Source organism: Limnobacter sp. (genome assembly GCF_043511195.1).
Lineage (GTDB): Bacteria > Pseudomonadota > Gammaproteobacteria > Burkholderiales > Burkholderiaceae_B > Limnobacter.
Genome location: NZ_CP121330.1, coordinates 2,028,794 through 2,050,082, shown reverse-complemented (window position 1 = coordinate 2,050,082; position 21,289 = coordinate 2,028,794). Strand labels below are relative to the sequence as shown.

Below are 21,289 nucleotides of genomic sequence, written 5' to 3'. Positions count from 1 at the left end.
CTTCGGCGCAGAACCTTCAATTGCGCCGGAGATCAACTACCGAGACCGGTCGTTAAAACGTTTTCTTGATCTCGACATCAACACGTTTTTTCATTGCATCGCGAGCAGCCAACAACAGGGCCTCTTGATACACTTGGCCCGCGATATTTTCGTAGTATTGAACCACTTGCGGATCAGCCTTCGCCTTCACCTCAGTAGACGGCGCACTGCTTTGAACCCAGGCCACCGCATAACCATTGTTGCCCAAACCCACTACTTTCGCTTTCGGCAAATCGGACACGCCCGTGTTCAACACAGACTGAGCCACCAAACCGGGCAATCCCTCGGCACTCAATGCGGATACGGTTCTTGGATCTGCAAAACCATCCAGCAACTCAGCGCCCGCCTGTGGCTTTTCACTATCCAGTTTGGCCGCCAAGGCATCCGCGTCTTTCAAAGCCGCCTTAGCCGCCTCTTCCTGCTTCAGGCGCGCCTGAATGACAGGCTTCATCTCGTCCAATGGGCGAGCGGTTGCAGGCACGTAATTCACAATGCGGGCAGACACCATGGCCTCACCCACCTGCACCGCTTTGGTGTTGTTCTTGTTTTCAATGGAGTCAGCCGAAAAGACTTCAGCCATGAGCTTGGCATCTTTCAATACCTCAGGCGCGTTCGCAGCACCTTGAGTCAAACCATTGAATGATTGCGCCTGCACACCCAAGGCCTTAATCACATTCTCAAACGATTGCCCGCCTTCGTACACCAGTTCGGTGAAGCGGCCTTGCGCATCCGCATATTGGGCAGTCATTTTCTGGCTCTTGATTTCGTCTGCAATCTGGCCTTTCACTTCGTCAAGGCTTTGCACTTCACCGCCACGTACATCTGTAACTTCAATGATGTGATAACCAAACTGACTTTTCACCAGGCCACTCAACTCGCCTTTTTTCTGGGCGAATACAGCCTGCTCAAACTCGGGAACCATCGCCCCTTTACCAAAAAACCCAAGGTCGCCACCCTGATTTGCTGAACCTGGGTCGATTGAATATTGCTTGGCAAGTTCTGCAAACTTCGAGGGGTTGGCTTTCAATTCAGCCAAGACTTTTTCAGCAGCCGCTTTCAACTCGTCGGCTGAAGCACCCTCTTTCTCTGCGTCCAGCAAAATATGGCGTGCACGACGTTCTTCTGGTGTCGAGAAGCGAGCCTTGTTTTGCTCATAGTAAGCTGCGATATCCGCATCGCTGACTTCAATTTTGGATTTGATGGTATCGGGCGACAGCACCACATACTCAACATCGGCTTTTTGTGGAGCCATGAACTGCGCTTTGTTGGCCTCATAAAATGCTGCCACTTGCTCATCGGTAATGCTCACGTTCGCCAGGTAAGGAGCCAAATCAATATTCTTGACTCGCACCACACGGCCTGCCAACTGAACATCATCCAGTTGCGTTTTCAATGTCTCGGGAAAAAATGATGCGCGCAACACCGGATCAAGCACCTGGTTCCGAGCCAAACCAAAACGTACATTGGCTTCATGTTGCGTGGGTGTTAAACCGCGCGCTGCCAATTCACGCTTGTAGGTCTCCAGATCAAATTTTCCATCGACCTGAAACAAAGGGGTGCGGGCAACGTCTTCGGCCAGCGCCTTGTCGGACGCAGTCAAATACTGTTTTTGTACAGACTGCTGAAGCAGGTATTGAAGCACCAATGTATCGAGCAACTGTCGATTGATTTCAGGTGACTCAAACACCTTGGGATCAAAGTTGTCGCCAGACTGTGCACGTGCTTCTTCGATTCGCTCACGCTTTACTTGATCAAACTCTTCCTGGCTGATTGGGTAATCGCCCACAATCGCCAACGCATTCGCTTCTGCGCTGACAGTGTTGTATCCCTCAAGACCAAACAAGGCAAATGCGGGTGCAATAAACAGCAGCAGCACAAACTGCATGATCTTCTGATTGTTTCGGATGAATTCAAACATGTTTTTAGGTGGCGTTAGTGTTGAACAACAAGCGGATACTATACCTGAAGGTATACACCACAAAACCGTGTGGAACGCGGCTGGGGTTGGAAATGAATGAGCCCGGAAATGAAAAAAGGGAATCCGAAGATTCCCTTTTTTGTTTGGCGGAGTGGACGGGACTCGAACCCGCGACCCCCGGCGTGACAGGCCGGTATTCTAACCAACTGAACTACCACTCCAAAGTTGGTTGCTGTTTCGCAATGTTGGTGGGTGCTGAGAGGCTCGAACTCCCGACCTAAGCCTTGTAAGGGCTCCGCTCTACCAACTGAGCTAAGCACCCGACGCTCACTGTTTTGCTAGTGTTTGTCATGCTGCGAATCAGCCAAGACCGCAATTATATACAAATTAACTCGGCCTGCAATACCTTTTGTCAAAAAAATTTTAAATTTAGTTCACTGCGTCTTTCAGGGCTTTGCCAGGACGGAACTTTGGCACTTTGGCTGCCTTGATTTTGATTGTTGCGCCAGTGCGTGGGTTACGGCCGCTACGTGCAGCACGCTTGCCAACTGCAAAGGTTCCAAAACCAACCAAAGTTACTGAACCACCTTTTTTCAAAGTAGTTTTAACAGCAGCAATCATTGCATCCAGTGCGCGACCAGCAGCCGCTTTGGAAATTTCTGCTGACTCAGCAATTTGATCGATCAGTTCGGTTTTATTCATGTAAAAAGCCCCCTCATGGTGACAAATAAAAAGTGCCCAAAATCAGGCACCACGTTGCTTCCAGTTCTTAATTTAGACATGCCTGAAACCAAGCTGTCAACACATTTTGCGGGCGGATAACCCTTATTTTTCAAGCCAGCTAAGGCTTTCCGCGATGCACAAAAAAAAACCTCCACATTTTCATGCGGAGGTCCATTAAAAATGTCGATTGATATCAGTGCTTTACACTTGGGTTTGCAGCAGCCTCATCAGCTTTGCCTGCAATCACCTCGGCTGGCTCGGAGACTGGCTCTGGGAGCGATTCAAGGGCATGTTGCAGCACTTGATCGATCCATTTCACCGGAATAATCTCCAAACTGTTCTTCACATTGGCTGGAATTTCCGCCAAATCCTTCACATTTTCTTCAGGAATAAGCACAGTTTTTATGCCACCACGGTGTGCAGCCAGCAACTTTTCTTTCAATCCACCAATGCCCAACACCTCACCACGAAGTGTAATTTCACCCGTCATGGCAACATCAGAACGCACCGGCATGTTCGTCAATGTGGACACCAATGCGGTGGTCATTGCGATACCTGCAGAAGGTCCGTCTTTCGGTGTAGCACCTTCAGGCACGTGCACGTGAATGTCACGTTTCTCAAAAGCGTCGTTGCGAATACCCAAGCGATTTGCGCGTGCGCGCACCACTGAACGGGCAGCCTCAACTGACTCTTTCATCACATCGCCCAAAGAACCTGTGCGAATCACATTGCCCTTGCCCGGCATGGACACCGTTTCAATGGTCAACAATTCACCACCCACTTCTGTCCAGGCCAAACCAGTCACCTGACCCACCTGGTTTTCTTTTTCGGCCATGCCGAAGTTAAATCGACGAACACCGAGGAATTTGTCGAGATTCTTTGGCGTCACCTGCACTTTCTTTTCGTTCTTGCCCAGCACCATTTGACGCACAACCTTGCGGCAAATCTTGGACATTTCACGTTCAAGGCCACGCACACCCGCTTCACGGGTGTAGTAGCGAATGACATCCCGAATCGAAGCTTCGGAAACACTCAGCTCTTCGTCTTTCACGCCATTGTTTTTCAACTGCTTGGGCAGCAAATACTTTTGCGTAATATTCACTTTCTCGTCTTCGGTGTAACCGCTCAAGCGAATCACTTCCATACGATCAAGCAGCGCATGCGGAATATTCAGTGAGTTCGCAGTGGCCACAAACATCACGTCGCTCAAGTCGTATTCCACTTCAACGTAATGGTCCACAAATGTGCTGTTCTGCTCCGGATCAAGCACCTCGAGCAAAGCCGATGCGGGATCACCACGGAAGTCTTGACCCATCTTGTCAATTTCGTCGAGCAAAAACAGCGGGTTACGAACACCCACTTTCGTGATGCTGTTCAGCACCTTGCCAGGCATAGAACCAATGTAGGTTTTGCGGTGACCACGAATTTCGGCTTCGTCGCGCACACCACCCAACGCCATGCGAACAAACTTGCGGTTTGTTGCCTTGGCGACAGACTGACCCAACGATGTTTTACCAACACCAGGAGGCCCTACCAGGCACAAAATTGGCGCCTTCAGTTTGTCAACGCGCTGCTGCACCGCGAGGTATTCAACAATGCGTTCCTTGACCTTCTCAAGACCATAATGGTCCTCATCCAGCACTTTCTCTGCGTTGGCCAAATCATTGTTGATTTTGGTTTTCTTCTTCCAAGGCAAACCCACCAGCACATCGATGTAATTGCGAATCACCGTGGCTTCGGCCGACATGGGTGACATCAGCTTGAGTTTCTTCAACTCAGCCTCGGCTTTCTTCAAGGCTTCTTTGGGCATGCGTGCAAGTTTGATTCGCTTTTCCAGCTCTTCCATGTCCGCGCCGTCTTCGCCCTCGCCCAGTTCTTTCTGGATGGCTTTCACTTGCTCGTTCAGGTAGTACTCGCGCTGGCTTTTTTCCATCTGGCGCTTCACACGACCGCGAATGCGCTTTTCCACCTGAAGAATGTCAATCTCGGTTTCGAGTTGTGACAGCAAGGCTTCCAGACGTTGGGCAATACTGAAGGTTTCCAGAATGGACTGCTTCTGCTCAAGCTTCAAAGGCAGATGCGAAACAATGGTGTCCGCCAAGCGGCCAATGTCTTCGATGCTGGCCAGCGATGTCAGAATTTCCGGCGGAATCTTTTTGTTCAATTTCACGTAGGAATCGAACTGTGCCATAACGGCACGCTTCATGGCCTCGGTCTCGGGGCTTTGCGAAGGATCGGGCAACAAGGGCAAGGCCGTGGCTGCAAAGTGAGTGCCTTCGTCCGTTACCTTGGTCAAGCGGGCACGCTGCACGCCTTCAACAAGTACCTTCACTGTGCCGTCGGGCAGCTTCAGCATTTGAAGAACATTGGCCACACAGCCAATGTTGTAAATGTCTTTGTCGCTGGGTTCGTCCTTGGTGGCAGATTTTTGCGCCACCAGTAGAATACTTTTGCCTGTTTCCATCGCGATTTCGAGTGCCTTGATGGATTTTGGACGGCCCACAAACAGAGGAATCACCATGTGTGGAAATACGACCACATCCCGCAAAGGAAGCAATGACAATTCGATGGGTTGTTCCGGAAGCACGTTAGTTGCTGACATATGAATCACCTATTAAATGCATAACCCTACAGTGGGGTTAAAACGCGCTTATTCAAGCTTTATTTCACGACAAATAAACAATACCACTGAAAAGAAAAAGCCCAACTGTTGAGCTGGGCTTTTTTAATCATTTTGCAATCTGTTTTGATCTGGTTTGCTGCATCAGGATTTGTCTTTGCTGCTGGCTACTTTGGGTTGGTCTTCGTAGATCAACAAAGGCTGGCCAACACCATTGATTGTGTTTTCATCAATCACCACTTTCTTGACATTGGTATCACCAGGGAGATCGTACATGATGCCCAGCAAAGCCTGCTCAAGAATGGTTCTCAAACCGCGCGCGCCGGTCTTGCGCTGAATCGCTTTTTTGGCGATTGCACTCAAGGCCGATGGACGAACTTCAAGTTCCGCTCCGTCCATTTCAAGCAACTTCTCGAATTGCTTGACCATGGCATTCTTGGGTTTTGTCAAAATCTCGATCAGTGCTGGCTCATCGAGCTCTTCGAGCGTGGCAATCACCGGCAAACGGCCCACCAACTCGGGGATGATACCGAATTTGATCAAGTCTTCTGGCTCGACTTCTGCCAGCAGGGTACCAACGTTACCCTCTTCCTTGCTTTTCACGGTGGCACCAAAGCCAATGCCGGAGCGCTCGGAACGATTGCGAATCACCTTGTCCAGACCCTCAAACGCGCCGCCCACAATGAAAAGCACGTTGGTTGTGTCAATTTGAACAAAGTCTTGATTGGGGTGTTTGCGACCGCCCTGTGGAGGAACGGATGCCACGGTGCCTTCGATCAACTTCAACAAGGCCTGTTGAACGCCCTCGCCCGACACGTCGCGCGTGATGGACGGGTTGTCGGACTTGCGGGAAATTTTGTCGATTTCGTCGATGTAGACAATGCCGCGCTGCGCTTTCTCAACTTCATAGTTGCAGCTTTGCAGCAGCTTCTGAATGATGTTTTCGACGTCTTCACCCACGTAACCCGCTTCGGTCAGCGTGGTTGCATCGGCAATCACAAATGGCACATTCAACAAACGGGCCAGGGTTTGCGCCAGCAATGTTTTGCCAGAGCCCGTGGGGCCGACCAGCAAAATATTACTTTTCGTCAACTCAATGTCGTCTTTCTTGCTCATGTGGCGCAAGCGCTTGTAGTGGTTGTATACCGCTACAGCCAACACGCGCTTGGCTTTGTCTTGACCGATCACATATTGATCAAGAATTGAACGAATTTCCTGGGGAGTGGGCAGTTTGTCGCCACCACCAGTGGCAATGGCTTCGGCTGCTTCGTCGCGAATAATGTCGTTGCACAACTCAATGCATTCATCACAGATGAACACAGAGGGCCCTGCGATCAATTTCTTCACCTCATGCTGGCTTTTGCCGCAGAAGGAGCAATACAGTAGCTTTTCGCTGGAGCCTTTCTTTTCTGACATCTTTTATCCTCTGGAAAGCCCCCCGTGGGGGCAATCAAGAAATCCAGGTTTAATGTTACTGCAGTTACTTCTTGTCGGCCGGTGACACACGGTGCTTCAACACGTCGTCAATCAAGCCGTACTCTTTTGCAGAGTCTGCACCCATAAAGTTATCACGATCTGTGTCTCGTGCAATCTCTTCAATTGACTTACCTGTGTTCTCAGCCAGTATTCCGTTCAATTTTTCACGCAAATACAGGATTTCCTTGGCGTGAATTTCAATGTCGGATGCCTGCCCCTGAACACCACCCAAAGGCTGGTGAATCATGATGCGGCTGTTGGGCAAGGAAAAACGCTTGCCTTTGGTGCCAGAGGACAACAGGAAGGCACCCATGCTGGCAGCCAAGCCTGTGCACAATGTAGACACATCGGGCTTGATGAACTGCATGGTGTCATAAATGGCCATACCCGCAGACACAGATCCACCAGGGCTGTTGATGTACAAGGCGATGTCTTTGTCCGGGTTTTCGCTCTCGAGGAACAGCATTTGGGCCACGATAACGTTGGCCATTTGGTCGTTGATTGGGCCAACCAGGAAAATGACACGCTCCTTGAGCAAGCGCGAATAAATGTCATAGGCCCGCTCGCCCCGACCACTTTGCTCAATCACCATGGGCACATACATATTGCCTTGGGTTTCAAGCGCACCAGAATTGTTCATGTTGTTAGTCATAGAGCGAGGGTTCCACATCATTTATTTATTTCCCATCAGTTCGTCAAAGGACAATTTCTTTTCAACCACTTTGGATTTGTTCAAAGCGAATTCAACCACATTGTCTTCCAGAATAACCGCTTCTACATCCGCCAAACGGGCGCGGTCTTGAAAATACCACTGCATCACTTCAGCGGGGTTTTCATAACTTTGAGCCTGCTCTTCAATGAAGGCACGCACTTGCTCGGGTTTGGCTTGCAAGCTGTTGTCTTTCACCAAGTCTGAAACGATCAGACCCAAGCGAACGCGACGCTCGGCTTGTGCAGCAAAAATGTCTTCCGGCAACTGGATTTCTTCAACATTCTGCATGCCACGGGCTTTCAGGTCCTGGCGGGCGCGAGAGGCCAGTTCAGTTGTTTCAGATTGAATCAGGGCCTTGGGCACATCGAATTCAGTCACTTTCAACAAGGCGTTCATCACCGCTTCTTTGGTTTGTGCCTTGGTGCGATTGCTGACTTCGCGGCTCAAATTAACCCGAACATCGTCACGAAGCTTTTCCAGTGAACCGTCGGCAATGCCCATGGCCTTGGCGAACTCTTCGTTCAGTTCGGGCAACTGTGGACCTTCAACTTTCTTGATTGTGATTGTGAACTGGGCAGTTTTGCCAGCGACATCTTTACCGTGGTAATCCTCGGGGAATGCCAGATCAAAAGTTTTCTCTTCGCCTTTTTTCAAGCCTTTTGCTGCGGCTTCGAATTCAGGCAGCATTTGGCCCTTGCCAATGACAAACGAGAAGTCTTCAGCAGTACCACCATCAAAGGGTACGTCGTCAATTTTGCCAACGAAATCCAGAGTTACTTTGTCTTCTTCTGCTGAGCCACGATCGGCCTCGGCAAAGTTTGCGCGCTGCTTGCGCAAAATTTCAATGGTTTTGTCCACTTCAGAGTCAGAAACCTCAACCACTGTTTTCTCGATTTCAAGCGTGGCAAAGTCGCCAAACTTCACTTCAGGGAACACCTCGAAAATCGCATTGAATTCGAATGCGTCATCAGCAGCGTCCTTGGCGGCTTCAATACGGGGCTGACCAGCCACTCGCAGATCCTGCTTTTGAACTTCTTCGCTGAATGTGCGGCCGATTTCGTCGCTCAACACTTCGGAATGTACTTGAGGGCCGTAGTTCTGTACCACCATTTTCATGGGCACTTTACCTGGGCGGAAACCGGGCATGCGAGCTGTGCGAGCCACCTTTTTCAGGCGCTTTTCAACTTCAGCATTGATTTTTTCAACCGACAGCTTCAAGGAAATGGTTTTCTCGAGTGAGCTGGCAGTGGTGGTTGTTTCAGTCATTTGGAACTCTTGAACTAGTTGCCCTGGCGAGGTTGGCCAAGGGGATGGTTAATGGGCGTAAAGGCTCTACAATTGCCGATATCTTACACAAGTATGAAGCTGCTTTGGCGGGGGCTTGGTAAAACTGGACCGCCCCAGAAGCGATATACCCGGGGCACAAGAGGGGTGGTGCGGATGAAAGGACTCGAACCTTCACGTATTGCTACGCCAGAACCTAAATCTGGTGCGTCTACCAATTTCGCCACATCCGCATGTAGGCGCGCATTATAGCCCGATTTTAACTTTTAAGCCCTTACAATGTCATTTATTGACTGCATTACCCCCATTTAGAAGGTGATATGGCTGTATCTCTTGAAAATCCGCTTGCTTACTGCCGCGAGAAAGTGAGTGGAGAAACTGCCTCCCTGCACTATGCAACGCTGTTTCAAACCGATGAATTCAAAGCGTTTTGGCTGGGCTGCTTTACGCTGAACCACGAATTACGCCAGGCTTGCCTGAAACAGCTTGAGGCTGGCCTGACACAGGTCAAACTGGGCTGGTGGCAAAACGCCTTGGCCAACGCGGTAGAAAACAGCAACCCCCACCCTGTTATCACGGCCATTTCAAAACCAGTGATTGCAAAAATACCCCCTGAGCATTGGGGAGAATTGATCAACAGCGTGGCCAGTGGTTGCGAGCCCAAGCGCTACAACAGTTTGGCGGATTGGCACAACGATGTTCTGCAAGAGACCAAACCGTGGGGCAAGGTGATTCAAGCCCGTTTTACAGATTCCGACACAGATTGCACTGAATTGCTGGAATTCTGGACCACCGCCACCCAGCTGTGTCAGCTTCTTCGGCTGGCCAAGTACTTGGACCAAGGGTTTCAACCACTGCCAGTTGATGTGCTGGCCCAGCATGGCGTAACTGCCGAACAACTTAAACGCAGGGAGCACAGTGAGGCCACCAGGTCTTTGTTTCAGCAAGTGGGCGAACATTTGCTTGAGAAAGCCAACGGTGCCTGGAAAACCATGCCGGCAGACCAACGCCTGTTTGCCAGGCCACTGCGGGCGTTGTTCAGAATGCGCGTTGCAGAACTGAAGGTGCATGAGGCGGCAGGCAACAAAATGTTAACCGAACAAAAAATCATCACCCCTTTCAAGAAATTCAGCACCGCGTGGACCACACAAGTGCTGAGGTGGTGAGGAATTTACTCAGGTCACAACCTTGGCTTGCGTATCCGATACGCTGCGGCATAAAGCGCCGGCAAGAAAAACAGAGTTAACAAGGTGGCAACGATTAGGCCCCCCATGATGGCCACGGCCATGGGCCCCCAAAACTGGGAACGCATCAACGGGATCATGGCTAGCACGGCGGCGGCGGCTGTCAATAAAATTGGACGCGAACGCCGAATGGTTGAACCGATGATGGCCTCGAACGGATCAACGCCTGCTGCCCTGTCTTGTTCGATTTGGTCTACCAAGATCACCGAATTTCGAATAATCATGCCAAACAGGGCAATGACACCCAGTTGTGCCACAAATCCAAACGGGCGTGCGGTAATGATCAAAGCCAAAGCCGCACCAATAATACCCAGTGGGCCAGTGAAATAGACCAGCAAGGTTCTGCCGAAGCTCTTGAGCTGCAGCATCAGCAAGGTAAGTACGATAAACAGCATCAATGGCACGCTGGCCATGATCGACTGCTGGGCTTTGCCAGAATCGGCAGCCAGACCATCCAGCTTCACACCCACCCCAAGTGGCAGCTCTGCACGCAAGGGGTCAAGGGCTTTGTTCATGGCCAAAGCCACCGTGGTGCCTTGAATACCCGACACCACATCGGCCTTCACGGTGATTGCGAATTCCCCACCCTCACGCCAGATAACGCCCGGCTCAAAACTCATATCGACCTTGCCCACCTGTGACAAGGGTACGTACGAGCCACTTGCCGTGGGCACGTTGGCATTCATGAGCTCAGCCAGGGTGTCGCGCTCGCTCTCGGGGTTACGAAACACAATGTCGATCAGACGGTTGTTTTCACGGTACTGCCCTATGGTGGCGCCCGACAAAATAACATGCGAGGACTCGGCAATGCTTTGGCTGCTGACTCCCAAGGCCCGTGCACGGGCCTGGTCCACTTCCACTTTCATAACCTTGATGTTTTCATTCCAGTTGTCATGCGTGCCGCGGGTGTATTCACTCGATGCCACGGCCTCTTTCACCTTGTCGGCCACCACACGCACCACGCGCGGATCAGGGCCCTGCACCACAAACTGAACGGGATAGGTCACGGGTGGCCCATTGGGCAACAAGGTAATTCGCGGACGAATATCGGGAAAACTACTTTCCAGGTGCTCTTTGAGTTTGCCTCGAAGTACCTCACGGTCTTCGAAGGTTTTGGGAATCACGATCAGTTCGGCCAGGTTACTTTGCACAAACTTTTGATCAAGCGACAGGTAAAAGCGCGGTGCCCCGTCGCCAACAAAACTCGCATAACCTTGCACTTCGGGTTGATTGGCCAACCACTGCTCCAGGCGAATGGCCTGTTTTTCTGTTTCTTCAAATGCGGTTCCCTCGGGCAACCACAAATTCACCATGATCTCCAGGCGGTTGGAATCAGGGAAAAACTGCTGTTCAATGAATTTGAAAGAATACCCGCCCCCGATAAACGCAAGCACGGTGACTGCAATCGTGATCCAGCGGTGATTCACGCACACCTCAATCCACTGGCGGAATCGCTGGTAAAACGGGGTGTCAAATACCTCGGAATGCCCCTCACCGTCCTTGGGCTTCTTCAGCAACCAATAACCAATGTAGGGCACAAAAATAACTGCCACAAACCACGACAACACCAGCGCAATCGCAGTCACCGCAAAAATTGAGTAGGTGTATTCACCGGCTGCAGATTGAGCCAAAGCAATGGGCAGAAAACCCGCTGCGGTAATCAGCGTGCCCGTGAGCATTGGAATGGCGGTGGAGTCATAAGCAAATATGGCCGCATCGAAGCGTGAATAGCCCTCTTCCAGTTTGCGAACCATCATTTCAACTGCGATGATTGCATCGTCGACTAACAAACCCAAGGCAATAATCAGCGCGCCCAAGGAGATTTTGTGCAGGTTGATGTTGAAAAAGGACATGGCCAGGAAAGTCAGCGCCAGTACCAACGGAATGGTCAACCCAACCACAAGGCCAGGTCGCGTATCAATGCGAAACGGTTTGCTGTGCAGACCAAGGCTCAAAAAGCTGACAGCCAGAACAATCACAATTGCTTCAATCAACACCTTCACAAACTCGCTGACCGAGGTGCTCACTGACTTGGGTTGATCCGCAACGCGTTGTAGTTCAATACCGATTGGAAGTTCAGCGAGAATTCGTCGTTCCACCTTCTCTAACTCTTGGCCAAGGCGAATGATGTCACCACCATTGACCATGGAGATACCGAGCCCGATCACCTCTTTGCCATTGAAGCGCATTTTGGAAACGGGTGGATCTTGATAGCCACGATGCACATGGGCAATGTCTTTGAGCAACAGTGTATTTTTGCCCGCCCGAATCGGGGTGTTGGCAATGTCTTCGATCGATTCAAACTGCCCCTGAACACGTGACCACACTTTTTGGTTTTCCAGGCTTAAAACACCTTGAGAGGTCACAGCATTCTGGCTGTTGATTTGATTGAAGATGTCTTGCGCAGAAACTCCCAATTGCGCAATTTTGTAATGCGATATGTCGATGAAGACCTTCTCTGGCTGAACACCAAACAACTGAACCTTGGCGACATCGGGGACCTTCAGCATTTCCTGCCGCACTTGTATTACAAAATCTTTCAACTCCGCATACTTGAACCCATCCGCAGAGAAAGCAAGCAGCACGCCGAAAGTGTCACCAAACTCGTCGTTGAAGAATGGCCCTGCCACACCGCGCGGCAGGGTTCCTGCCATGTCGCTGACCCGCTTTCTCGTGGTGTACCAAATGTCGGCCACTTGCTTGGGGGGTGCGCTGTCATCAAGCTGAAGAAAAATCACAGTTTCACCCGGCTTGGAATATGACCGGATTTTGTACGCGTAGGGAATTTCCTGAATCACCTTTTCGATGGGATCGGCAACCTGTTGCCCCATTTGCATGGCTGTGGCACCTGGCCAGTAGGCTCGCACCACCATGCCACGAAAAACAAAGGGCGGATCTTCTTCCTGACCCAAAGAGAAGAACGCGGCCACACCTGCAAAGACAAACACCGCCAGGAGGTAGCGAACCAAAGGCTGGTTTTCAAGCGCCCAACGCGAAAGGTTGATTTTTCTCATTTGGAAAGATCGCTGGATTCGACGAAGCGGCGAACCTTTTGGCCTTCGTTCAGAACATGCGTACCCGCAGTGACAATCAAGTCGCCGTTGTTTAACCCTTCTTTCACCAGAAAGTCGCTTTCAGACACAGCGTAAGGCTGGACTACTCTTTTGTTGACCACACCTTGCTGTTCGTCGAATACCCACACAAAGGCACCTGTGTGTTCTGCCACCAAGGCCGAAATCGGTAATTTGAAAGCATTGGATTTGCTCTCTTTAGTGAACTCCACGGTGGCACTCATTCCAAAGCGCGAGAGTTTTAATGGGTCATCGACGTCCAGTAACACAGCAAAAGTGCGTGTAACCGGATCGGCCACCGGTGAAACTTCCCGGACTTTGGCATTCAAGGCTTGTTTGCCAGACCACAGCAAAACACGTGCGTCCTGCCCCGGTTTAAGATCGCTAACCCTGCTTTCGGGTACTGCCATGCTGACCTGCACTTCGTTTTCATCAGCCCATTGCACCACAGCCTGTCCGGGTGCCACTACCTGCCCCACTTCGACATACACACTGGAAATCACACCACTGCCCGGAGCGCGCAAGTCGCCATATTGGCGTTGATTGGCCTGCGTACTCAATTGAGCGCGTGCCTGGCTTAAACGGCTACTGGCGGCATCCAGTGCCAACTGGCGGCGATCCAGTTCGGCCTGGCTGACAAAGTTTTGTTGTTTCAGGGTTTTCGCACGCTCCAGGTCAGTTTTCAACTGAGCCTGTTCAGTCGCCGCCGCATCAAACTGCGCTTGCGCAGCCTGCAAGGCAAGGCTTAAGTCTTGGGGGTCAATCTTGGCAAGCACCTGGCCTTTCTTTACTTTGTCCCCCACTTCGACAAGGCGTGCGGTCAATTTACCACCCACCTGAAAACTCAGCCGTGCTTGAATACGAGGCTCAATTTGACCAGGAAAACTTTCTTCAAAGGTACTTCCGGCCGCTTGAAGTGCCATTACGCGCACAGGCCGAATCACTTCGGAGGTGTCTATTTCAGGACGGGAACAGGCGGCAAGCAGCAGCGAGCCAACGGCGGCCCATACAACAGGCGAGAACAAACGGCTTTGGGACATGGATCGCTCAACAGAGTGAATTTATTGTTATCTGCGCAATTGTCGTTGTAATCAAACGCCAAGTCAAAACAGGGTCAAAAACAATCCAGCTTGTCTCTCAGGGCAGCCAATGCCTTTTCGACTCGGTCGACACCAATCACTTCAATGCCATCGATGGGCTGTTTCGGTGCATTGCTGGCCGGCACAATGGCATGAGTAAAACCAAGCTTGGCTGCTTCGCGCAATCTTTCCTGCCCACGCGGGGCTGGGCGCAGCTCACCCGACAGGCCAATTTCACCAAACACGACCAATTCTTTGGGCAAGCGTTTATTCCGCAAGGACGACACCATGGCCAACACAATGGCCAGGTCGGCAGCAGGTTCTGAAATTCGCACGCCGCCCACAGCATTGATAAAAATGTCCTGATCAAAAAACTGCAAACCTGCGTGGCGGTGCATCACCGCCAACAACATGGCCAAGCGATTCTGCTCTAGGCCAACCGACAACCTGCGCGGTGAAGGTGAATGAGAGGAATCGACCAAAGCCTGAATTTCAACCAGCAATGGTCGCGCGCCTTCTTGAGTGCACATGACACAGGAACCAGCCACCCATTCGGCGGTTTGCGACAAAAATAGCGCGGATGGATTGTTCACGCCTTTCAATCCACGATCGGTCATGGCGAACACGCCCAACTCATTGACTGCACCAAATCGGTTCTTGAATGCGCGCACCAAGCGAAACGAGGACTGCGAGTCGCCTTCAAAGTAAAGCACCGTGTCAACAATGTGCTCTAAAACACGCGGACCAGCCAGCGTGCCTTCTTTGGTAACGTGACCCACCAAAATGGTGGTGATACCCAAAGCCTTGGCAAGTCGGGTTAACTGGCTTGCACATTCGCGCACCTGACTTACCGAGCCCGGCGCAGCACTTAGCTCGCTGGTGTACAGGGTTTGAATGGAGTCGATCACCAGAACCTGGGGTTTGTGTGTTTCAAGCTGAGCCACAATTTGCTCAAGCTGAATTTCAGTCAATACATTCAAGTTGGTGTGTTCCAGCCCCAGGCGTTGCGCCCGCAAGGCAATTTGCCCAGCAGATTCTTCACCGCTGACATACAAGGCCGAAGTTGTTTTGGCCAAGGTGACCATTGACTGCAACAGCAAAGTAGATTTACCAATGCCTGGATCGCCGCCCAGTAATACCACCATGCCCGGCACCATTCCGCCGCCCAGCACACGGTCAAACTCGGGCACACCACTGCTGAAACGTGGGTGGTCTTGCGCTTGAATCTCTGAAAGCTTGATAACGCTACTGCTTTGCGCGGCCAATGCCGCGAAACGGCTGTGCCTGGTTGGCGCGGCAGTACTTACCACAGACTCAACCAATGTATTCCAACTGCTGCAATCGGTGCACTGACCTTGCCATTTGGCAAATACGGCGCCGCACTCTGTGCATTGATACTGACTTTTGCTCTTGGCCAAAACGGCATGTCCCTTTAACAGCTAGACTTAAAAAATGGCACGCGGGGCGCAATTGCACACAGCAGTTCATAACCAATGGTGCCAGACCGATCGGCCACCACATCCACCGGAATATGCTCGCCCCACAACTCGACGGTGCTGCCAACATTGGCATTCGGAATGTGGCTAACGTCAATGGTCATCATGTCCATGGACACTCGACCGACAACGGGCGCAACATGACCCTCGACATAGGTGGGAGTGCCATCGGGCGCATGGCGCGGATAGCCATCAGCATAACCGCAGGCCACCACAGCCACACGGCCATTTTCGGCAGCCTGCCACCGGGAGCCATAGCCCACGGTATCGCCTTTTTTAATGGGTTGAATGGCAATGATTTCGCTGGTGAAAACCATGGCGGGCTTTAATCCATAATTGGCAGCGGCATTCGGACCAGGTGTTGCGCCATAAATTGCGATACCTGGGCGTGCAATATCACCCGCCAAAGCCGGAAAATTAAGACTACCAGCCGAATTTCCCAAACTGCTTTGCCAACGTACAGGCTTCAAGCGCATCAGGGTTTGATGTTGATCTTGAGCAAAAGGCAGTCGAGCCCTGGGCTCGGCTTCATCTGCATTGGCAAAGTGAGTCATCAAGACAGGGGTTGGCCAGTTGTGCTTCAAGGTGAACTCATCCAGCCAGCAAATAGCTGCGGCGGCGGACTCTGGCTGAAAGCCCAGTCGGTTCATTCCGGTGTTCAACTTCAGAAAAATACGGGGTTTGTGGAAAAACAGTTGTGGTTCCAAACCTGCCAAATCATTCAACTGATCTTGATTGTGAACAACCCAGTCACAGCGCAATTCGATGGCTTTGAGCAAATCGGCCTGATCAAAACAACCTTCAAGCAACACAATGGGCTTGTTCTAGCCCAAACTGCGCAAGCGTGCTGCCCCCTCAATTTCTAAAATGGCCAAAGCATCTGAATACTGCAGTCCATCGATAATTCTTTCCAGACCATGCCCATAACCGTCGGCTTTCACCACGGACATTACCAAGGTATTGCCCAGCAATTCCTTGATTCTATTGATATTGGCTGAGATGGCGGCAGGGTTAACCACTGCACGTATGGGTCGTGGCATGGACTGGCTAATGATGATTTAAGGGTAGGCTCGAACTTCGTAAAAAAGGCATTGCTTAATACGTGAAGCATCTGGATATGATATAACGCCTCAACACCGTTGAACGAGTAGCGAAACGGCGAAATCGCACTAAATGGATTTCGCTCAATTCAAAGTTGAATGAAACCCGGCTTTTACACCATCATGGCGGCGCAGTTTTTCTCGTCGCTAGCAGACAACGCACTCTTGATTGCAGCAATTGCATTGCTGTTTCAAATTCAGTCGCCTGACTGGATGACCCCATTGCTGAAACTGTTCTTCGTGGTTTCATATGTGGTTCTTGCGCCATTTGTTGGCGGGTTCGCAGACACTCTGCCCAAGGGGCGGGTCATGTTGATCACGAATTCGATCAAAATTGTGGGCTGCCTGATGATGTTCTTTGGTGTGCATCCCCTGCTGTCATACGCAGTGGTGGGCTTGGGCGCCGCGGCATACTCGCCCGCCAAGTACGGCATTTTGACCGAGTTGCTGCCACACGAGCGTTTGGTAGAGGCCAACGGCTGGATCGAAGGACTCACGGTGTTGTCCATTATTCTTGGCACCGTACTCGGGGGTATTTTGATTGCGCCGGGCACAAGCCAGTATTTGATGCAACTTCATATTCCGGGCGTCACCGACAATATGGACACGCCTGCCGAAGCAGCGATTTTCGTGATCATTTCTGGCTACCTGATTGCGGCCATTTTCAATTTCAAGATCCCAGACACGGGCGCACGTTACGAGCCCCAACTCAACCACCCCATTATCATGACTCGCAAGTTTTACGGCTGTGTAAAGCAGTTGTGGGGCGACAAACTTGGACAAATTTCATTGGCGGTCACCACGCTGTTTTGGGGTGCCGGGGCCACACTGCAGTTCATCGTTTTAAAGTGGGCTGAAAGTGCTTTGGGATTGCCCTTGGATAAAGGTGCGATTCTGCAGGGTGTTTGTGCTTTTGGTGTAGCGGCGGGTGCTGTGGCAGCCGCCAAACTGATTCCCTTGAAAAAATCCATGGTGGTACTGCCCATGGGTATTTTGATGGGTATTGTTTGCATGACCATGGTTTTGGTAAACAACCAAAGCATGGCCTACCTACTAATTACAGTGATCGGCGCGCTTAGCGGCTTTTTCGTGGTGCCCATGAACGCTCTGCTTCAACACCGCGGTCATGTGCTGATGAGCGCGGGTCGCTCCATTGCAATTCAAAACTTCAACGAAAATATTTCCGTACTGACCATGCTTGGCATTTACGCCATTTTGATCAGCTTTGACGTGCATGTGAACAATGTGATTTTAATGTTCGGCGGGTTTGTAATGGCCACCATGATGATGGTGATTCTTTGGCATCGCCGAAACCAACGGCTGTTCAATGTGGAAGCACGCATTGGCGAAGACCGCCCCGTGGGCATGCCACAATAATAAACCGCGAATTAAATAATGCCCTGTTGTTTCAATAACAACAAATCGTCCCACACCTTCGATTTTTCTTCGGGCCTGCGCAAGAGATACGCCGGGTGGTAAGTCACCACCGCTGGAATATCGAGCCCGTCCAGGGTCACTCGATGAACCTGACCACGAAGTTCGCCCACTGGTTTTTTGCTGTTCAGCAAGGTTTGAATCGCAAAACGCCCCACCAACAACAATACTTTTGGATCATTGGCCTTGATTTGCTCCACCAGGTAAGGCGAACATTCTGCAATTTCAGCCGACTCGGGATTTCGGTTGCCAGGTGGGTGACACTTCAACACATTGGCGATGTATACATTGTTTGCACGACTCACCGAGATTGCTGCCAGCATGCGGTCAAGCAATTGCCCTGCCCTGCCTACAAAAGGCAAACCCACAGCGTCCTCGTCAATGCCAGGGGCTTCTCCCACGACCATTAAAGGTGCATGCGCAATGCCATCAGCAAACACCGTTTGCTTGCGTGTTTCACACAAGCTGCATTTCTTGCAATTGGCAACCGTGTTTTGCAATGACTTCAGCGAGGGCAGTTCCTGATGCACACCTTGCGCAGGAATAGCCGGAACCTGCACCTGCGGAGTCTCGTTTGCTTTCAATTCCCAAACCGGGCCCAAGCCCATTGCATTGAACAGGCTGGCCTTGGTACGTGCGTTTGTCATTCCAGCATGCCTGTAAATCGTTTGAACATCACGAGGGCGTCTTCTCGCCCCAGTTGAGACGGGTAATAATTTTTGCGTGCACCAATCAACTTGAACCCTTGTTTCTCATAGAGATTTTTTGCAGCGACATTGCTGGGCCGAACTTCCAGCAACATGCCTGTTGCACTGGCCAGTTTGGCCTGACCAATGCCCCACTGCAACAAATGTTTGCCGTGTCCCAAACCTTGCAGGTCAGCACGAATGGAAATATTGAGCAAGTGATACTCATCAACCACATGCATCATCACGATGTAACCAGCCAGCTCCTCGTTGAGCCACATGCAATGCATGTGATATCCCGCCCGCAAGGAATCGAGAAAATTACGGTCAGTCCACGGAAATTCGTAAATCTGGTTTTCAACCAGAATTACAGCAGGCACGTCAGCCTCCGTCATGGGTCGAATACTAAATAACGCCATGCTTCAACGCCAATCGTTCAGTGGTGGTTTGCGCAACCTTGTCGCGAACGTACAAAGGTTGGCAATCGATTGCCCCAGCAACCCGCCCCGCCGCAAATGCTTGCCATGCCAATTGCCCCAAGCGCACTGCAGACACCTCGCCCTGTTTCACGCTGTCGCTTGCCAACGTAATTTGCGCAAACAATTGCGAATCGCAAACGACCTCGCCTTCTAATGTTTGCAATATCGAGATCGGCAACAAATGCGGCGGCTGCACCCACTGCGTGCCGCACGGCAGGCGTTCAAGGGTTGCGGCATAAATTTCATTCAAACGCGCATCCGTTAGCACCGTTACAGGCCTGGTTGGCAAGGGTAAGGGCAACATGCATTCAAAACTGCTCAGCGGCACGGTGGGCACTTTCCACGCCACTGCCAAACCTTGGGCAACACCACAAGCTGTTCGCAAGCTGGTAAATCCACCAGGGCCAATATCTACCGCAATGGCGACACATTCGGTCGACTTCAAGCCCACTTTTTGAAAATGCGCCTGGATCAGCGGCAACAGCTGGGCTGACTGGCTTTTGTAATCGGTGATTTCAAAGCTGAACAACTCACCTGCCAAATCAAGTGGACTTAAGGGTTCTGCAGCGGCGGCCACCCTGGCCACGCCCGAACTGGTGCTGATTGCCAATAGAAAACGAGACGTCATCAACGGCCCTTTACCATCAAGACCACAGCCTGAGCTTCGATGGCTTCTTTCCGTCCCAGATAACCCAACTTCTCATTGGTCTTGGCTTTGATATTGACGGCATCCAGTGGCAAACCACAAAGGCCGCTCAAGCTTTCATGCATGGCCGCCATGTGCGGCGCAAGTTTTGGGCTCTGACAAATCAGGGTGGAATCAATGTTGATCAGCGAGAAGCCTTTGGAATTCGCTAGATCGATCACTTTCTTCAACAGCACACCACTGTTTGCGCCTTCAAACTGGGGATCGGTGTCAGAAAAATGAGTACCGATATCACCCAAAGCGCAGGCACCCAAAATTGCGTCGGTAATTGCATGCAACAAGGCGTCTGCATCGGAATGACCTGACAAGCCGAGCTCGGAAGGAATGTGCACTCCTCCCAAAATCAACTTGCGTCCTTCGACCAAGCGGTGAACGTCGTAACCCTGCCCCACCCGCAGGCGATTAATTTCACTCATTCAGAGTCCTCCTGTTGCAAGTTCAGCAACCTGGCCACAACCTGCAAATCATCAGCTTGGGTAATTTTCATATTCTCAATATGCCCAGGCACAATCAGGGGACCAATTCCAAGGGTTTCGATTGCACTGGCATCGTCGGTCAGTTTGGCACCTTTGTACACACACTCGGAAATGGCCATGGCAAGAGCCTGTGCCCGAAACATTTGCGGCGTTTGCGCAGCCCACAATTGGTCTCGGGGCACCGTGGTCTGGGCGATCACCTCGCCCCCCTCAGCCACACTGGTTTTTTTCAAGGTGTCGGCCACCGGCAACGCCAGCAAGGCCCCTGCAATGTGCTCACTGCCTTCATCGATTAATCTTTTCAAGGCAGCTGCGCTTAAACCGGGGCGAGCAGCGTCGTGCACCAAAACCCAATCGGTTTCAGCGACAAGGAAGTTCGCCAGCAAATGATTCAAGCCATTCAATACGCTATTGACTCGCTCTTGCCCCCCTACCGGAAGGCACTTCACATTGGCATGCCCGGCAAACAAGTCCTGGGCTGCCGAATCATCCCGAGCCACCACCACAAATACCTTTTCCACGCGTGGATCAGCCAACAAGGCCGACACACTGCGCTCGAGCACTGTTTTTGCGCCCAGCATGGCGTATTGCTTGGGGATATTTCCGCCAAAGCGATTCCCCGCGCCACCAGCAGGCACCAATCCAAAAAACCTGGCAGTTCTTGCCATGAAAGCCTGTTCCTATGCGGGCACTTGCCGCCGTATAATACGGGCCTTGATTCATCGACCCAAAACCCGAACTTGACG

General features: G+C 51.4%; 16 protein-coding genes, 3 tRNA genes and 1 pseudogene. 2 read left to right on the top strand and 18 right to left on the bottom strand.

Going from position 1 to position 21,289, the window contains the following annotated elements; genetic code table 11:
* Nucleotides 1-52 precede the first annotated feature (52 nt).
* From P0D43_RS09775 to P0D43_RS09735, 9 genes are all read right to left on the bottom strand, one after another.
* Nucleotides 53-1,957 carry a SurA N-terminal domain-containing protein gene (locus P0D43_RS09775; RefSeq protein WP_341236652.1) on the bottom strand — a complete coding sequence of 635 codons (1,905 nt, stop codon included), beginning with the start codon at nt 1,955-1,957 and terminating at the stop codon, nt 53-55.
* A gap of 144 nt (nt 1,958-2,101) precedes the next feature.
* Nucleotides 2,102-2,178, bottom strand: a tRNA-Asp gene (locus P0D43_RS09770).
* Between the two features lie 25 nt (nt 2,179-2,203).
* A tRNA-Val gene (locus tag P0D43_RS09765) sits at nt 2,204-2,279 on the bottom strand.
* A 107-nt stretch (nt 2,280-2,386) separates the two neighbouring features.
* The gene (locus P0D43_RS09760) at nt 2,387-2,659 is read right to left on the bottom strand and encodes an HU family DNA-binding protein (protein WP_105029303.1); all 273 of its coding nucleotides are present in this window, start codon (nt 2,657-2,659) and stop codon (nt 2,387-2,389) included.
* Between the two features lie 214 nt (nt 2,660-2,873).
* The gene (gene lon / locus P0D43_RS09755; RefSeq protein ID WP_159568624.1) at nt 2,874-5,282 is read right to left on the bottom strand and encodes an endopeptidase La; all 2,409 of its coding nucleotides are present in this window, start codon (nt 5,280-5,282) and stop codon (nt 2,874-2,876) included.
* A gap of 162 nt (nt 5,283-5,444) precedes the next feature.
* The gene (gene clpX, locus P0D43_RS09750; protein ID WP_394672300.1) at nt 5,445-6,716 is read right to left on the bottom strand and encodes an ATP-dependent Clp protease ATP-binding subunit ClpX; all 1,272 of its coding nucleotides are present in this window, start codon (nt 6,714-6,716) and stop codon (nt 5,445-5,447) included.
* Nucleotides 6,717-6,780: 64 nt separating this feature from the next.
* Nucleotides 6,781-7,428: an ATP-dependent Clp endopeptidase proteolytic subunit ClpP gene (gene clpP, locus P0D43_RS09745; RefSeq protein WP_159568626.1), complete on the bottom strand. Its 648-nt coding sequence runs from the start codon at nt 7,426-7,428 to the stop codon at nt 6,781-6,783.
* Nucleotides 7,429-7,449: 21 nt separating this feature from the next.
* Nucleotides 7,450-8,754 (bottom strand): trigger factor, encoded by a 1,305-nt coding sequence (gene tig, locus P0D43_RS09740; protein ID WP_159568627.1) that lies wholly within the window; start codon nt 8,752-8,754, stop codon nt 7,450-7,452.
* A gap of 166 nt (nt 8,755-8,920) precedes the next feature.
* Nucleotides 8,921-9,005, bottom strand: a tRNA-Leu gene (locus tag P0D43_RS09735).
* An 87-nt stretch (nt 9,006-9,092) separates the two neighbouring features.
* Between P0D43_RS09735 and P0D43_RS09730 the strand changes: the two genes are divergently transcribed.
* On the top strand, nt 9,093-9,938 hold the full coding sequence (locus P0D43_RS09730) for a squalene/phytoene synthase family protein (protein ID WP_159568628.1): 846 nt from the start codon (nt 9,093-9,095) through the stop codon (nt 9,936-9,938).
* A 14-nt stretch (nt 9,939-9,952) separates the two neighbouring features.
* Here P0D43_RS09730 and P0D43_RS09725 read toward each other — a convergent pair whose 3' ends face one another.
* The 4 genes and pseudogenes from P0D43_RS09725 to alr all read right to left on the bottom strand — a co-directional run bounded on the left by P0D43_RS09725 (nt 9,953) and on the right by alr (nt 16,702).
* The gene (locus P0D43_RS09725) at nt 9,953-13,030 is read right to left on the bottom strand and encodes an efflux RND transporter permease subunit (protein WP_341236654.1); all 3,078 of its coding nucleotides are present in this window, start codon (nt 13,028-13,030) and stop codon (nt 9,953-9,955) included.
* Complete coding sequence (locus P0D43_RS09720; RefSeq protein ID WP_394672299.1) at nt 13,027-14,127, bottom strand: efflux RND transporter periplasmic adaptor subunit; 1,101 nt, start codon at nt 14,125-14,127, stop codon at nt 13,027-13,029. Before P0D43_RS09720 ends, P0D43_RS09725 begins: the two co-directional genes overlap by 4 nt.
* Before the next feature lie 74 nt (nt 14,128-14,201).
* Nucleotides 14,202-15,584, bottom strand: a complete 1,383-nt coding sequence (radA, locus tag P0D43_RS09715; protein ID WP_159568631.1) for a DNA repair protein RadA — start codon at nt 15,582-15,584, stop codon at nt 14,202-14,204.
* Nucleotides 15,585-15,598: 14 nt separating this feature from the next.
* Nucleotides 15,599-16,702: pseudogene (gene alr, locus P0D43_RS09710) on the bottom strand (alanine racemase).
* Between the two features lie 159 nt (nt 16,703-16,861).
* On the opposite strand from alr, the gene lplT reads away from it, so the two are divergent.
* Entirely contained in the window at nt 16,862-18,139 is a 1,278-nt protein-coding gene (gene lplT / locus P0D43_RS09705) for a lysophospholipid transporter LplT (RefSeq protein WP_394672298.1), read from the top strand.
* 11 nt (nt 18,140-18,150) lie between these two features.
* Here the strand turns inward: lplT and P0D43_RS09700 are convergent, their stop codons facing one another.
* Genes P0D43_RS09700 through ispD form a run of 5 tightly spaced genes read right to left on the bottom strand, consistent with a single transcriptional unit; the run spans nt 18,151 to nt 21,211 of the window.
* On the bottom strand, nt 18,151-18,843 hold the full coding sequence (locus tag P0D43_RS09700; RefSeq protein ID WP_159568634.1) for a uracil-DNA glycosylase: 693 nt from the start codon (nt 18,841-18,843) through the stop codon (nt 18,151-18,153).
* The gene (gene rimI, locus P0D43_RS09695; RefSeq protein ID WP_341236657.1) at nt 18,840-19,301 is read right to left on the bottom strand and encodes a ribosomal protein S18-alanine N-acetyltransferase; all 462 of its coding nucleotides are present in this window, start codon (nt 19,299-19,301) and stop codon (nt 18,840-18,842) included. The genes P0D43_RS09700 and rimI overlap by 4 nt, the downstream gene beginning before the upstream one ends.
* Nucleotides 19,288-19,989 (bottom strand): tRNA (adenosine(37)-N6)-threonylcarbamoyltransferase complex dimerization subunit type 1 TsaB, encoded by a 702-nt coding sequence (gene tsaB / locus P0D43_RS09690; protein ID WP_394672297.1) that lies wholly within the window; start codon nt 19,987-19,989, stop codon nt 19,288-19,290. Before tsaB ends, rimI begins: the two co-directional genes overlap by 14 nt.
* Nucleotides 19,989-20,483 (bottom strand): 2-C-methyl-D-erythritol 2,4-cyclodiphosphate synthase, encoded by a 495-nt coding sequence (ispF, locus tag P0D43_RS09685; protein ID WP_394672296.1) that lies wholly within the window; start codon nt 20,481-20,483, stop codon nt 19,989-19,991. Before ispF ends, tsaB begins: the two co-directional genes overlap by 1 nt.
* Nucleotides 20,480-21,211 carry a 2-C-methyl-D-erythritol 4-phosphate cytidylyltransferase gene (ispD, locus tag P0D43_RS09680; protein ID WP_159568638.1) on the bottom strand — a complete coding sequence of 244 codons (732 nt, stop codon included), beginning with the start codon at nt 21,209-21,211 and terminating at the stop codon, nt 20,480-20,482. Before ispD ends, ispF begins: the two co-directional genes overlap by 4 nt.
* Nucleotides 21,212-21,289: the final 78 nt, after the last annotated feature.

What these genes read in the sequence shown, in the direction of transcription:
- P0D43_RS09775 (WP_341236652.1), bottom strand. Translation starts at nt 1,957, where the DNA reads ATGTTTGAATTCATCCGAAACAATCAGAAGATCATGCAGTTTGTGCTG.
- P0D43_RS09760 (WP_105029303.1), bottom strand. Translation starts at nt 2,659, where the DNA reads ATGAATAAAACCGAACTGATCGATCAAATTGCTGAGTCAGCAGAAATT.
- lon (WP_159568624.1), bottom strand. Translation starts at nt 5,282, where the DNA reads ATGTCAGCAACTAACGTGCTTCCGGAACAACCCATCGAATTGTCATTG.
- clpX (WP_394672300.1), bottom strand. Translation starts at nt 6,716, where the DNA reads ATGTCAGAAAAGAAAGGCTCCAGCGAAAAGCTACTGTATTGCTCCTTC.
- clpP (WP_159568626.1), bottom strand. Translation starts at nt 7,428, where the DNA reads ATGACTAACAACATGAACAATTCTGGTGCGCTTGAAACCCAAGGCAAT.
- tig (WP_159568627.1), bottom strand. Translation starts at nt 8,754, where the DNA reads ATGACTGAAACAACCACCACTGCCAGCTCACTCGAGAAAACCATTTCC.
- P0D43_RS09730 (WP_159568628.1), top strand. Translation starts at nt 9,093, where the DNA reads ATGGCTGTATCTCTTGAAAATCCGCTTGCTTACTGCCGCGAGAAAGTG.
- P0D43_RS09725 (WP_341236654.1), bottom strand. Translation starts at nt 13,030, where the DNA reads ATGAGAAAAATCAACCTTTCGCGTTGGGCGCTTGAAAACCAGCCTTTG.
- P0D43_RS09720 (WP_394672299.1), bottom strand. Translation starts at nt 14,127, where the DNA reads ATGTCCCAAAGCCGTTTGTTCTCGCCTGTTGTATGGGCCGCCGTTGGC.
- lplT (WP_394672298.1), top strand. Translation starts at nt 16,862, where the DNA reads ATGAAACCCGGCTTTTACACCATCATGGCGGCGCAGTTTTTCTCGTCG.
- P0D43_RS09700 (WP_159568634.1), bottom strand. Translation starts at nt 18,843, where the DNA reads ATGACAAACGCACGTACCAAGGCCAGCCTGTTCAATGCAATGGGCTTG.
- rimI (WP_341236657.1), bottom strand. Translation starts at nt 19,301, where the DNA reads ATGGCGTTATTTAGTATTCGACCCATGACGGAGGCTGACGTGCCTGCT.
- tsaB (WP_394672297.1), bottom strand. Translation starts at nt 19,989, where the DNA reads ATGACGTCTCGTTTTCTATTGGCAATCAGCACCAGTTCGGGCGTGGCC.
- ispF (WP_394672296.1), bottom strand. Translation starts at nt 20,483, where the DNA reads ATGAGTGAAATTAATCGCCTGCGGGTGGGGCAGGGTTACGACGTTCAC.
- ispD (WP_159568638.1), bottom strand. Translation starts at nt 21,211, where the DNA reads ATGGCAAGAACTGCCAGGTTTTTTGGATTGGTGCCTGCTGGTGGCGCG.